General features: G+C 44.9%; 11 protein-coding genes. 2 read left to right on the top strand and 9 right to left on the bottom strand.

The genetic code is table 11. The features are described from left to right. The 5 genes from V513_RS06370 to V513_RS06350 form a co-directional block, all read right to left on the bottom strand. Positions 1-693 carry a DUF2461 domain-containing protein gene (locus V513_RS06370; protein WP_099772069.1) on the bottom strand — a complete coding sequence of 231 codons (693 nt, stop codon included), beginning with the start codon at positions 691-693 and terminating at the stop codon, positions 1-3. Next, a complete protein-coding gene (locus V513_RS06365) occupies positions 690-1,442 on the bottom strand; it encodes a PHP domain-containing protein (protein WP_099772068.1) in 753 nt (250 codons plus the stop codon). Before V513_RS06365 ends, V513_RS06370 begins: the two co-directional genes overlap by 4 nt. A 29-nt stretch (positions 1,443-1,471) precedes the next feature. Further along, on the bottom strand, positions 1,472-2,371 hold the full coding sequence (locus V513_RS06360; protein ID WP_099772067.1) for a tyrosine-type recombinase/integrase: 900 nt from the start codon (positions 2,369-2,371) through the stop codon (positions 1,472-1,474). 213 nt (positions 2,372-2,584) lie between these two features. Then, positions 2,585-3,526: a hypothetical protein gene (locus V513_RS06355; RefSeq protein WP_099772066.1), complete on the bottom strand. Its 942-nt coding sequence runs from the start codon at positions 3,524-3,526 to the stop codon at positions 2,585-2,587. Positions 3,527-3,706: 180 nt separating this feature from the next. Beyond that, complete coding sequence (locus V513_RS06350; RefSeq protein WP_014730536.1) at positions 3,707-4,555, bottom strand: carbohydrate kinase family protein; 849 nt, start codon at positions 4,553-4,555, stop codon at positions 3,707-3,709. 98 nt (positions 4,556-4,653) lie between these two features. Between V513_RS06350 and V513_RS06345 the strand changes: the two genes are divergently transcribed. Both V513_RS06345 and V513_RS06340 read left to right on the top strand, forming a co-directional pair. After that, entirely contained in the window at positions 4,654-5,895 is a 1,242-nt protein-coding gene (locus V513_RS06345) for a glycoside hydrolase family 1 protein (RefSeq protein WP_099772065.1), read from the top strand. Positions 5,896-6,426: 531 nt separating this feature from the next. Continuing rightward, entirely contained in the window at positions 6,427-8,421 is a 1,995-nt protein-coding gene (locus tag V513_RS06340) for a sodium-translocating pyrophosphatase (RefSeq protein WP_099772064.1), read from the top strand. Between the two features lie 56 nt (positions 8,422-8,477). Here the strand turns inward: V513_RS06340 and yihA are convergent, their stop codons facing one another. Genes yihA through glpK form a run of 4 tightly spaced genes read right to left on the bottom strand, consistent with a single transcriptional unit; the run spans position 8,478 to position 13,382 of the window. After that, positions 8,478-9,050 (bottom strand): ribosome biogenesis GTP-binding protein YihA/YsxC, encoded by a 573-nt coding sequence (gene yihA / locus V513_RS06335; RefSeq protein ID WP_099772063.1) that lies wholly within the window; start codon positions 9,048-9,050, stop codon positions 8,478-8,480. Beyond that, the gene (gene lon / locus V513_RS06330; protein WP_099772062.1) at positions 9,031-11,406 is read right to left on the bottom strand and encodes an endopeptidase La; all 2,376 of its coding nucleotides are present in this window, start codon (positions 11,404-11,406) and stop codon (positions 9,031-9,033) included. The genes yihA and lon overlap by 20 nt, the downstream gene beginning before the upstream one ends. Further along, positions 11,407-11,964: a tRNA (adenosine(37)-N6)-threonylcarbamoyltransferase complex ATPase subunit type 1 TsaE gene (gene tsaE, locus V513_RS06325; protein WP_014730531.1), complete on the bottom strand. Its 558-nt coding sequence runs from the start codon at positions 11,962-11,964 to the stop codon at positions 11,407-11,409. Then, positions 11,922-13,382, bottom strand: coding sequence for a glycerol kinase GlpK (gene glpK, locus V513_RS06320; RefSeq protein ID WP_014730530.1), 1,461 nt, complete (start codon positions 13,380-13,382; stop codon positions 11,922-11,924). The genes tsaE and glpK overlap by 43 nt, the downstream gene beginning before the upstream one ends. Positions 13,383-13,389: the final 7 nt, after the last annotated feature.

Genomic DNA, 13,389 nt, shown 5'->3' with positions numbered 1-13,389 from the left:
TTAGGCATCTCTCATTTTCAACTCCCAGAAGTATTCGTAAAGCTCCGATAGCGCGGAAAAGGCCGCCTCAAGGTGACCGACAAGTCTGGAGGATAGAAGAATCTCATCGATTTCGTGATTAGAGGCGATGTAGAAATCTCGATACTGAAGCCATTCGGAAAGGCTGTCAGACACTCCCTTCCTATTCCTCCTTCTCTTGTATTTCTCACCGAAGACAGAAAATTCGCTATCTCTCAGAACCTCTGTCTTTTCAACAAACCTTACAGGGTTTTTCTCGATCTCTTCAGAAAGCTTAACCATTGTCGCCCGGGAAGGCAGATAGAAACCCATTCCGTACCGGTACCAGTCTGGAAAAAGCTCGAAAAAGAACCCAGGAGAGTCTTTCCAGTCGGGTCCTGGAACTCTGAAAGTGAACCACATATTAGTTCGGTATGGTGGTTTTCCCTTGTTACGTCTCGCATCTCTGCTGATCCTGCTAATAGTCTTTCCCACCTGTGGTCTAACGTCTATAAATGGATCGATTCTCTCCATGGAAGGGCCTAGCTGCTTTACAAGAGCTCTGAATGGCTCCAACAGTTCTATACGGTATCGATCCCTGTTTCTTTCCATCCATGATCGGTTGTTGTTAATCCCGAGATCTATCAAAAATGAAAGTGTCTCGCCGGAAAAACCTTCGAACCTCTTTTCACTCATTTTGCCTCCATTATCGGAACGGGAATATAACTACCATTCTCACAATAAAACACTTCTTTAATCCCCATTTGCCTAAGCAAAGAAAGCGCTTTCACAGTGAAATTTCCGATCTGTGAGGCCCTGTGCGAGTCTGAACCTACCGTAACAAAGCGGCCCCCCAGGTCTATATATCTCTCTATTACCCATGGCTGGGGAGAAGGGTCCCCAATTCCGTACATCCAGCCAGAGGTGTTCAACTCGAGTCCAACGTGATTCGATACAAGCTTCATCAGAAGCGTATCCATAAGCTGCCCAGGTTTGGGAGGCTTTGCTTTCGGGATATGCCTTCGCAGAAAATCAAGGTGACCAAAAAAGCCAGGTCTGTCAATGAGATCTACCGCACTGATAGCCTCTTGAAGGTATATATCCCAAGGGTTTTCAAGGGTCTTGAGATCGGGTCTCCCTGGAACGGTGTGAACAGAGTAGATGTAATAGTCCATTTCTTCACCGGGCCAGAGAATTCCTTCCGATTGCAGGCCAAGCTCAAGCCCGGCAAGAACCTTTATTGGATACTTTTCGCTTAAAGTTCTTATCTCTTTTAGATACACGCTTACTTCTTCGGGCTGAAGACAGACCTCTTGAGCGACATATGGATCAAAGTGATCGGAGATTCCGACTATCTGAAGACCTTCCTTCATTGCCGATTGTATTACCTCTTCCACGGTATTCCTTCCGTCGGAATACGTAGTGTGATTGTGAATATCTATCATACAACAACTCCACAATATTCACTTGCAAATCAGTCCGATAGCAATTGTACAGCTGCTCTCTTCTCTTTATCTGTAATATGCAAATATATACTAGTAGTGCTAAGATTTGCATGTCCCAGCAATTCTTGTACAATCTTTATACTTGCACCTTTTTGTAGAAGTTGTGTAGCAAAACTATGTCGAAATAAATGTGGATGTACTCGTTTTTCTGGATATACATATTTTACTTGTGTATTTAGTACTTTTGGAATTACGTTTCTTGCCATTGGCTCTCCCCGTGTTCCTATAAAGACGTGGTCTTCATACTCACTCACGGGAAACTCTCTTCTTATTTGGAGATACTCCTTCATAATGGAGAGAACCTGGTCGTTCATCGGTACTTCTCTATCTCTGTTCCCCTTTCCGCTCATGATCCTCACCGCCGGCGAATTGCCCATTCTGAGATCCCCGAGCCTCAATTTGCACACTTCGCTTACCCTCAATCCACAGAAGTACATTACTGCAACTATAGCCTTGTTTCTTTTGCCCAGGTTGGTACTTCTGAAGGAAGAAAGGATCTCCATGACCTCATCATGCGTTATGTAATCAGGGATTCTACGCCGTGTCTTCGGATTCTTGATCAGCTCCGTGGGAACCTTGCCTACCGTTCCACTTATGTAGAGAAACGTGTAGAATGATCGGATCGTCGAAAGATTTCTGGCCACGGTAGTTGCAGAAGGTCTCTTCTTCGAATACTTCCCCTGAGAATACTCTTTAACGAACAGCTCGATGTCTTTTCTCTTCACCGACTTGTAGTCAATTCCACGCTCATTAAGAAAGAGCTCGAAATGATGGAGATCGGAAAGATAAGCGGCAACTGTGTTGGAAGACATATTTCTCACAAATTCCATGTTCTCTTTGAATCTCTCAACTGCTTCGGAAAAGTCCATTTTCAACCCCCAGATTATCATAAATATGAGTCATAATAGTCATTATGACTCATATTTCGTATTATAGCACATGGCTTTCTTCAATGCTACGCGTGTAAGCTCCATTCAATAGGGGTTACAGCGCGATACCTCTTAAAATGCCCTGTGTTGAATTTTTCTTCACTTTCGTATCTATTTATATTCTTGCCAGAAGAAACAAGCAATATGAGCCGTTTAACGCGCGCGTGCCTGAACACCGCTTTCAAAGCGTGCTTTAATTTCGGATATTAAAGGTCTGTATTTGTCGGCCAGTCGATATCTCTTTCCCTCGCGCAATACAAGCTCTTCTTTGATCCCGGAGTAGTGTTTCGAAAGAGCACCCATTATTGCACCTAGTGCCATAGGCCCTTTCACCAGTTCGCTCTCGTTTTCCTCCAGGAAACTGTTTATTCTATCTACCAAGTCTTCACTCAACATGGGCGAATCGAGTAAGGAAAACAGCATCCCTATGGTGGGCAGCTTAAGTCTTTCCATAATGAATTCTTCAAGTTCTTCTTTAGACCACTCTTTTTGAAGCGATATCTGGGGTTTTCTTGCCAGCTCCTTTTTGAAAGCTAATAGCATTAACTCCATAAATGATGATATTCTTTTGTCGTAGTTATCATCTGTAACAAGTATCGACGCTACTGAACTAACCGGAAGCTCGATTTGCTCGATCATTGAAAACAACATACCTAGACGTCCAACTGTAACAAACGGTCTCCCGAGATCAATCGCTTCGGGAAGAATTAGGAGAGCGTTCCTCGCAACTCCCTTGGCCTCTTCGAAATCAGTACAAATAATCGCCGCGACTTTGATCTGACTAGCCTCACCCACCTTCCAGATTCCCGTTATCTTCTCTCTTCCGGAGTACTTCACATAGTCAACGGAGAAACCCGATAGCTCGGCAAGTCTATTAACAAGATCGGCGTAAGCTCTTCCGAGACTCTCAGAATCGCCATCAAATGTAGGATAGGCCTCAAGTAGGCCCTCGATGTCACTGATGATGGATTCGGGAGAAGTGTACTTTGAAAGATACTCGCGTATGAATCTATTTCTACTTGATTGCTCCCCTCCATCGTCACTCAGCTTACCAAGTATTCTTACAACATCAACCGATGCAATTTGTGCTGGCATTAAATCACCTCTACAAATATACTATCACGAAAGCGTTCATGTTTGACCTAAGCTTTATATACACAAAATATTTTGTATAAACTATTATAGAACAACACAAATCCATACATAATCTATGCACATATATACACAGTTACTTTCATCATATTCAGTATAGTATATTTATTAAACTATATACAACTAATGCAAGTATACGTGATACATATTTGCGAGATCACTTACTTCATTGTAGGTGAAAGCAGGACTTGCTCCCGGCCTTGATACTACCATAGATGCAAGTAGATTTCCCAGTTTCAAGCACTGTACCGGATCTTTTCCTGAAAGATATGCGTGCAAGAATCCTGCAATGAAAGAGTCTCCGGCGCCCGTTGTATCAATTACCTTCGCCGGAAAAGCAGCTTCTTCTGGGCCGTTCTTGATTTTCGATCCTCTCGCTCCTTGAGTTACGACAATTTCCTTTGGCTCTCCGGTGAGCGAATGTTCAAGATGATTCCACTCGCTCTCATTAACGAACAGCACTTCACACCTTGCTGCAATAGCCGCAACTCCAGTTGTCTTCTCAAAAGTGACTATGCCTCCAGGGTTGTATGAAAACCTTACTTCGCCAGTTTTATCTATAAACCTTTCAATCTGATCGGGAGTTACACCTCCAAAGTGGTAGAAGTCAAACCCATCTTCAATCGGGTACGCTTTTTCGTTAACTCCCCTATACGTGAAGAGATGCCTTTGTCCATCTTCAGAGATCGCTGAAAAACAGAAGCCCGTCTTTCCATTCAGCTTTAAAAGATAATCGGTGTTGAGGCCTTCTCTTTTCAGCAATTCAAGCGCCATCTCTCCAAACAAGTCGCTCCCAACCGCACCTTGCAGATAGATGCTCTTCCTTAGCCTGCTTAACATTATTGATGTGTTCGAGGCGCTTCCTCCGATGGCAAAGCTCATCTCGCTGATCCTGTTTTCTTCATTATTCCCGCTTTCGCTTATAAATGCGCTTAGGTCTATGTTCACATTGCCTACAATAGAAATCTTCATGCGACCAACCTCATCTTTCCAGTAGTTTTTACTTTGCCCACCTTCATGATTATAATTGTATATGAGTGTACACAAAACATACTTAGGAGGTTTCCGATATGCTTTCGTTTCCAGACGGCTTCATGTGGGGTGTTGCAACGGCCGGTCATCAAATAGAAGGGGCCAATGTATTTTCTGATTGGTACGCATGGGAACATCAAGGTAAGGTGAAAAATGGAGACACATCCGATGTCGCTTGTGGGAGTTGGGAGCATCTCGAAAGAGATTTGGAAGCTATAAAGCCTTTGGGTGTGAATGCGTACAGGTTTTCAGTTGAGTGGGCGAGAATCGAACCCAAAGTCAACAGATTTGAAGACAGTGTAATAGAAAGATATAAAGATTTCGTAACGATGCTAATTGAAAACGGAGTACAGCCCATTCTCACTCTCAATCATTTCGTGCTTCCCCAGTGGTTCTCTGAAATTGGGGGTTGGGAGGACAGAGAAAATCTACCTTACTTTCGCCGTTTCGTCTCGAGAATCGTCTCATCTATGGGTGAGAATATTCATTACTGGGTGACAATAAACGAGCCGAATGTTTATGCGGTAATGTCATACCTCATGGGAGAATGGCCCCCGGAAATCAAAGACATGGGGAGAGCGATGAGGGTTCTTGCAAATCTACTTTACGCTCATAGTGAGGCGTACGATGTCATAAAAGAGTCCAATCCCCTCTCTATGGTGGGCGTGGCAGTAAACATGATGCCTTTCTTTCCTCTGAGAACGTTCCACCCTGGAGACAGAATTGTGTCAAAGTATCTTGACAGGGTTTACAACTACAGCTTTCTGGACAGCCTGAAGAATGGGAAGATGATTAGACCTCTCGGAACCGGAGAAGCAGTATCGGGGATATCCTCAAAGCTAGATTACCTCGGAATAAATTACTACACCCGAATGTTTGCTAAATATGCAAAACCGCTTCCCGAGATCGTTGTCGGAGATGAATTTGAAAAGACAGAGATGGGTTACGAATTCTTTCCGCAGGGAATTGAAGACGTAGTACTGAAGGCCTACAACAGGTATGAATTACCGATCATGATCACAGAAAATGGTATAGCCGACGGTACAGACAAGAGAAGATGGGAATACATAGAAACAGCCCTAAAGAGCCTTAGAAACGCAATGGATAAGGGTGCCCGAGTGTTTGGGTACATCTACTGGTCTTTAATGGATAATTTCGAATGGAAGGAAGGTTATTCGATGAAGTTCGGGCTTTACGAAACGGTGCGAGAAAATCTAGAACTTAGACCCCGTGGTAGTGCCGACAAGTTCAGGGATTTCATTCGAGAGAGCCTCTCCTAACAAAAATTAAATTTCTGATACTTAAAGAAAGAACCTACAGTAGTTTGGTGATCAGTCGAAGGAATTCACGTTTTCAACTCGGTGACTTCCGCAGTTTTGGCGCGGAGTACTTGGAACATGTAAACAATGAGATATGTTGCTTTCCATGGATTTGGCTTCTCACACATATTAGTCTTTATGCAGTATGCATATACCTTATGGCCCATATTCAGTGGTATTTTTGCTGACCGTGACATCTTTTGCCCTTCCAGATACAATAGACTCAAGGTATGCAATAACGGCTTCAAATAGAGCATTCAGCAAACCAATTATTAACAACGGAACTCGACCCTAGAGATCCGTTACCAAAAAAATAATTGGAGGCAAATTCTAACTGTATTCATTGCTATTGGGAGCGATTTAACTATTACCCAAAGAGACTGTGAAATCAAGTCTTTCTTGAAGCTTAATGATCTTTACTCGCTCTGCAGTGCTAGAATCACTTTGATATATTACCTACTGTAGTTCGTCCATGAGGAGGCGTTTGCAAGTATGGAAATGATCTCTGCAATTTCTGCTGCTGTTATTTCACTCCTTTCAGTATTACTTGGTATCTATCTCTTCAAATGGGTCAGTAAGCACCCTGTTGGTAGTGATCGTCTCAGAGAAATCGGCGAAGCAATACGTGAAGGAGCCAATGCTTTTCTAAGGAAGGAGTACACAATTCTTATGTTCTTTTCGATAGCCATATGTGCCCTTCTCGCGATTTTCTTGGGGCTTTCATCAGCGATAGCTTTCATAGTTGGGGCGATTTCTTCTGCTATCGCCGGCTTGCTGGGAATGAAAGTAGCTCTCAAAGCTAATGTTCGAACTGCTACGGCAGCAGATAAAGAAGGTCTTAGTAAGGCCTTTTTAATAGCTTTTCGTGGTGGTTCCGTAATGGGCCTTCTCGTCGTCGGGTTAGCACTTGCCGGTGTGAGCTTGATTTACGCTATCACTTTGAAGCCAGAGATACTACTTAGTTTCAGTTTCGGAGCTAGCATTCTTTCACTGTTTGCAAAGGCCGGTGGTGGTATTTTCACCAAGACTGCTGATATTAGCGCCGACCTAGTTGGTAAAGTGGAAATAGGAATCCCTGAAGATGATCCAAGAAACCCAGCTGTTATTGCGGACAACGTTGGTGACAATGTGGGCGATGTCGCTGGTATGGGGGCTGATCTATTTGATTCTTATGTTGCAAGTATAGTGGCTGCAATGGTTCTGGGACAAACCCTGGGTGTGAAGATGGTCGTACTACCTCTGATTCTCGCTTCGGTGGGGATCGTCTCTTCGGTGGTTGGAATCTTCAGTGTTCGAGTTAGAAGGGAGAAGAATCCCGGACGTGCACTGGACTTTGGTACCTACATAACATCGGCTGTTTTTGCTTTGACCACCCTAGTAATCTCCTTAATTATGTCATACGATCTAAAGTACTGGGGTGCTGCAATGGCGGGACTCGTAGCCGGTACTGTCATAGGGTTTACTACCGACTACTTCACTTCTATTGATAGGCGTTTCGTTAAAAAGACTGCACAAGCTTCTCAGTCGGGAGCAGCAATAACCATTCTCACCGGCTATTCTTACGGATTAATGAGTCTTCTACCATCGCTTGCGGGAATCGGAGTCGCTTCGGGAGTTGCCTTTGCGCTTTGCGGCGTATTTGGAATTGCGATAAGCGCTGTTTCCATGTTGGCAATTGTAGGAATGGTAATTTCTAGTGATGCATACGGGCCTATTGTCGACAATGCCAAGGGGATCTCCGAGCAGTCGGGACTCAGCGAGGAGGTCATATCAATGACGGACAAACTAGATGCCGCGGGTAACACATCGAAGGCAATTACAAAAGGCTTTGCGATTGGCGCGGCGGGACTCACAGTTATTGCTCTGCTGGCAACTTATCAAGAACGAGTTGCAGCAATTACTGGCTTTACCATAACATTTGATCTAATGAACCCTCTAGTGATGCTCGGGTTGTTGATTGGTATTTGCGTTCCTGCACTCTTTTCCGCAATGATCATGCTTGGGGTTAGCAAAAACGCTTTTCGAATGATAGCCGAGATCAGGCGACAGTTCAAAGAGATCAAAGGGTTGAGCGAAGGAACGGCCAAACCGGACTATGCTCGATGCGTAGAGATAGCAACAACCGGAGCTCTGAAGGAGCTAATGCTTCCAAGTCTAATAGCGATTGGGATTACCCTCCTTGTGGCATTCATAGGTGGAATACATGCCCTTGGCGGTTTCCTGGGTGGTGCGATCCTCTCCGGACTGTTCAACGCGCTCTTGATGTCTAACAGTGGAGGAATGTGGGACAACTCAAAGAAATTTATCGAGGATGGGGCCTTCGGTGGGAAGGGTTCCGATGCACACAAAGCGGCTGTCATTGGTGACACCGTGGGAGATCCCTTCAAAGACACCGCCGGGCCCTCGCTTAACACGCTAATAACGGTTATCTCACTCGTTGCCTCTTTGATAAGCCCGCTTGTTATTCTTTATGCTGTCTTCAAATAACAGGCAATTAAAACAAAAGGCGGGGAATCCCCGCCTTTTTTCCTTTTCCTGAATATCTATAAAAGCGCAATCAATAACTCCTCAATTCCCTGCTTTTTGACCGCCGACACGACAAATACAGGCGGGTAGACTCCAAGTGAAGCCAATTCATCTTTAATTGACTTCTCGGCTATTATCTGCTGGTTCCTTGAGAGCTTGTCGGCCTTAGTAAGGACTAGAATAAAAGGTATAGTATAGTATGTAACCCATTCGAGCATCTGTATATCGGCCGGCTGCAGCGGATGCCTTATATCGACAAGAACAACGACGAGGGAGAGCTCTTCTCTTGATTCAAAATAATCGATAATCAGCTTCTTCCATTTCTCTCTCTCTGACATCGAGGCTTTTGCATACCCGTAACCGGGCAGGTCCACAAAGTAGATCTCTCGATTTACGCCATAGAAGTTGATCGACCTGGTCTTTCCGGGAGTTGAGCTCGTCTTCGCCAGCTTTCTTCCAAACAACGAATTAAGGAGAGAAGACTTACCGACGTTAGATCTACCGGCAAAGGCGATTTCTCTTCTAAGAGGAGGGGGGTATTCACCCTTAGCAAAAACCGTCCTCACTAGCTCAGTACTCTTTACCGTCACCGGGGATCAGCGCCTCCTTCAGCACCTCTCCGATGTCCTCGACAAAAACGAACTCCAATTTTGACTTTATTTCATCGGGGACTTTTTCGAGATCTCGTTTGTTGGCCAGCGGGATTAGAACCTTTTTCATCCTTGCCCGATAAGCTGCCATCAGTTTTTCTTTCAGACCTCCAATAGGCAGTACTTTACCACGAAGAGTAATCTCCCCCGTCATTGCGATATCATTTCTCACCCTTCTTCCAGTAACGGCAGAGACAATCGCCGTGGTGAGAGTTATTCCTGCACTGGGGCCATCTTTTGGAACGGCTCCTTCCGGAACATGAATGTGGAAGTCTTTCTTTTCGAAAACCTCTGAGAACCTCTCATCATCGCAGAGCTTTCTGGCCAGCGATGCCGCTATCTGTGCCGACTCCTTCATAACATCGCCCAACTGACCCGTAATGATCGTCTTTCCCTTTCCTGCAACGGGCAAGACCTCTATGTACATGATTTCTCCTCCCACTGAAGTCCAGGCCAGACCAGTCACGACACCAACCTCGGGATGCTTTCTGAAATCGCTCTCTTTGAAAAGCGGCGCCCCGAGAAACTCACCGAGTTCATTCACGCCAACAGAGATCGAATCGCTGCCTTCTGCAATCTTAAGCGTCGCTTTTCTGATTATCTTCGCAAGATTTCTATCGAGCTCTCTGACTCCTGCCTCTCTTGTATAATCTCTTATCACATCCCTCACTGCCGCAGGCGTTATCCTGAATTTGCTTGAATCCATGTTGTACTCTTCCAATAGCTTTGGAAGAATGTGATCCCTTGCTATGTGATACTTCTCCGATTCCGTATAACCTGGAATCTCAATTATTTCCATCCTGTCCTTGAGCGCAGCAGGAATTGAATAAAGAACGTTAGCAGTGGTTATGAACAACACTCTCGAAAGATCAAAGGGCACTTCCAAAAAGTGATCGGTAAAATTGTTGTTCTGTTCTGGATCAAGCACTTCAAGAAGAGCGGAGGCCGGATCACCCTGAAAGCTGATCCCCATTTTATCGACTTCGTCAAGGACAATTACCGGATTTCTTGTCTTCAGCTTTCTTATCATCTGCATTATTCGTCCCGGAAGCGCCCCAACGTAGGTACGCCTATGGCCCCTTATTTCCGCCTCGTCTCTCATCCCTCCAAGAGAGATTCTGCCGAACTTCCTGCCCATTGCTTCAGCGACCGACCTTCCAAGTGAGGTCTTTCCAACCCCCGGAGGACCTACAAGACATAGAATTGGAGCCCTGAGATTCTTTGAAAATCTCCTGGCAGCAAGAAACTCGAGTATTCTTTCCTTAACATCGTCGAGTCCATAGTGGTTGCTGTCAAGAGTCTTTCTAACATCTCTGATCACTATTTCGTCGTCGGTCTCTTCTTGCCACGGAAGATTCAACAACCAGTCAAGATAAGTTCTTGCAACTGTCGCTTCCGGAGAGTATGGCGACATCTTCTCAAGTCGTGATATCTCCTGTTCCGCTTTTTCTTTAACTTCCTGCGGAAGCTCCCCTGACTCTGCCTTGTTCTTTAGCTCTTTTATTTCCTCATCTTCTTCGCCCTCTAATTCCTCTTGAATAGCTCTCATTTTTTCCCTGAGATAGTATTCCTTCTGTCCTTGCTCGATCTTTTCCTTAACCCTTTTATCCAGCTCTTCTTCCAGAGAGAGAATTTCTATCTCCCTTGTGAGTAGTTCCATCAGGGTGTTGAGACGATCCTTCGCTTCAATCTCCTCGAGAAGCCGCTGTTTCTCTTCAAGCGAAAAAGGCATCATCGAGGAAACGAAATCTCCAAACTTGTCCGCATCAGATGTGTCTTCTAGAGCCATTATTGCTTCGTCGGGAAAACGTCTGCTCATTGAGACATACCTGAGCGCAAGTTCTTTCACCTTTCTTACTAGCGCCTGAAGCATCTTGCTCTTTCTACCCTTTCCCTTTAGTTTTTCGACCACGACAATCAGTGAATTTTCCTTTTCTTCAACTGAAACCAACTTCGCTCTTGTCAAGCCTTCAACAAGTATCTTGTAATTTCCGTCGGGCATCTTCATGAGCTGAACAATTCTGGCAATAGTGCCTATCTCGAAAAGCTCTTCAATTTCCGGGTCCTCTTTCGTAATATCCCTTTGAGATACGAGAAAGACCATCTGATTGAACTTACCAATTGATTCTTCCAGAGCGGCCAGCGACTTTTCACGCCCCACATACAACGGCATAACTGCCGAAGGATAGACAAGCATGTTTGTTCTCGTGGGAATCACTGGCAACTTTTCCGGAATTTCTATCTTCCGTTCGCTACCAACGGCCGCCTTTTCCAGTAATTCAAATTTCTGAGCCATCTATTCACCTTCCCTTCTTTCATCTTCATTAATTATCGTAACCAGACGATTCAAAAGTGACTTCATTTTACGACCATGAGGCTCTATTCTCACGCTTCGTGTCGACTCGTCGCAGTGTTCCAACCTTACAATCAAGTAAGGTTGAGAGACATACTTGACATAAAGCTCAGGCCACTCCACCGCTACAACAGTATCCAGGTCCACCAAGTCGTGAAGTGCAAGATCTAACATCTCTTCTTCGCTTTCAACCCTGTAAAGGTCTACATGAATAAGACCAGGCCTCTCCACTTCCACCGGGTTTTCATTGTCCTCTTTTCTTGATGATAGTCGCGGGTAGGAATTGACAATGTTAAAGGTCGGACTCCTAACGTAGTCGCGATCGATACCCAATCCATCGGCCATCGACTTCACAAAAGTTGTCTTCCCGCTTCCAAGGTCGCCAAAGAGGAGAACCGTCTCTCCTCCTTCGAGCATCTCTCCTATTTTCTTAGCAATTCTCTCGAATTCCCTCAGATCTAATTCGCCCAATTCATAGATCTCTTCAGCGCCTCTTTCCACCTTCTGAACTCTTCCTCCATTCTGTCACCTGATGGTTCAAACACCACCTCGCTGATTCTCTTATTCTTAAGACTCTCGAGATCCCATAAGCCTGTACATATTCCTGCAAGCATTGCCGCTCCAAGCGCTGTTGTCTCTTTTATGAGAGATCTGTCGACGGGAATGTTCAATACATTTGCCTGCATCTCCATGAGAAAATTGTTTCGGGTTACCCCTCCATCCACGAGTAGCTTATTCAATCTAATACCCGTTTCCTCTTCCATCAAATCTAGTATTTCCCTTGTCCTGAAGGCAATGTATTCAAGGACCGCTCTCACTATATGAGCCTTCCTCGTTCCTCTAGTTAAACCGATCATCATACCCCTGGCGGAAGAATTCCAGTAGGGCGCTCCAAGACCTGTAAGCGCTCCGGAAAAGAACACACCACCATTATCGGCGACTTCTCTGGCAAGAGACTCGGTTTCGGAAGGACTGTCGATTATTCCAAGTCCGTCTTTTAACCAGCTTATCAAAGCTCCAGTAGCAAATATCGACCCTTCAACAGCGTAAACAATTTCCTCCTTGGACTTCCATCCTATAGTGGTCAGCAAACCGTGTTCAGATATCTTTGGCTTTTTCCCTGTGTTCATCAAAATGAACGAGCCCGTTCCGTAAGTGCACTTTGCGTCTCCAGTCTGAAATGCAGTTTGCCCAAAGAGCGAAGCCTGCTGATCTCCAGCCATTCCACCTATCCTCGGACCATATATCGAAGGGCCGAGGAGCTTACAGGACTCAACGACTGTTGGCAGATATTCCTCTTTCACACCAAAGAGATTGAGCAAATCATTATCCCATTTCAGCTCTTCTATATTAAATAGCATTGTTCTAGACGCATTAGAGAAATCACACACATGAAGATTCTCCCTCGTTAGATTCCATACCAGCCACGAGTCTATCGTTCCGAATCTCAATCTTCCCCTATTTGCTGCATCTCTAACGGCAGGTACATTCTCTAGCAGCCACTCCATCTTTGTGGCGGAAAAATATGGATCCGGTTTGAGTCCCGTCTTCCGTCTAATTAACTCTCCATAAGAGCTTTCTATCTCTTTACATCTACCGGCAGTTCTTCTATCTTGCCAGACTATGGCATTGTAAAGCGGTTGATCCGTGAGAGCATCCCAGGCAACAACCGTCTCCCTCTGATTTGTGATACCTATAGCCGCTATCTCCCTGAATGAAATTCTTGCATCTGAGACCACTCTCTCAATTGTGCTCATAGTACTGAGAATAATGTCTCTAGGATCATGTTCCACCCATCCCGGTTTAGGATAGATCTGCTTGAATTCCTCCTGCGCAACCGCAACTTGATATAGCTCATGATCAAAAAGGACCGCTTTGCTGCTACTTGTTCCCTGATCGATAGCAAGAATGTAGTTCATCAAACCC

The organism is Mesotoga sp. H07.pep.5.3, from assembly GCF_002752615.1.
GTDB lineage: Bacteria > Thermotogota > Thermotogae > Petrotogales > Kosmotogaceae > Mesotoga > Mesotoga prima.
Note: the sequence above shows the minus strand (reverse complement) of the source record. Positions and strands in the feature narration are given on the sequence as shown.

Coding starts and splice junctions, on each gene's coding strand:
- V513_RS06370 (WP_099772069.1), bottom strand. CDS start 693: ATGAGTGAAAAGAGGTTCGAAGGTTTTTCCGGCGAGACACTTTCATTT.
- V513_RS06365 (WP_099772068.1), bottom strand. CDS start 1,442: ATGATAGATATTCACAATCACACTACGTATTCCGACGGAAGGAATACC.
- V513_RS06360 (WP_099772067.1), bottom strand. CDS start 2,371: ATGGACTTTTCCGAAGCAGTTGAGAGATTCAAAGAGAACATGGAATTT.
- V513_RS06355 (WP_099772066.1), bottom strand. CDS start 3,526: ATGCCAGCACAAATTGCATCGGTTGATGTTGTAAGAATACTTGGTAAG.
- V513_RS06350 (WP_014730536.1), bottom strand. CDS start 4,555: ATGAAGATTTCTATTGTAGGCAATGTGAACATAGACCTAAGCGCATTT.
- V513_RS06345 (WP_099772065.1), top strand. CDS start 4,654: ATGCTTTCGTTTCCAGACGGCTTCATGTGGGGTGTTGCAACGGCCGGT.
- V513_RS06340 (WP_099772064.1), top strand. CDS start 6,427: ATGGAAATGATCTCTGCAATTTCTGCTGCTGTTATTTCACTCCTTTCA.
- lon (WP_099772062.1), bottom strand. CDS start 11,406: ATGGCTCAGAAATTTGAATTACTGGAAAAGGCGGCCGTTGGTAGCGAA.
- glpK (WP_014730530.1), bottom strand. CDS start 13,382: ATGAACTACATTCTTGCTATCGATCAGGGAACAAGTAGCAGCAAAGCG.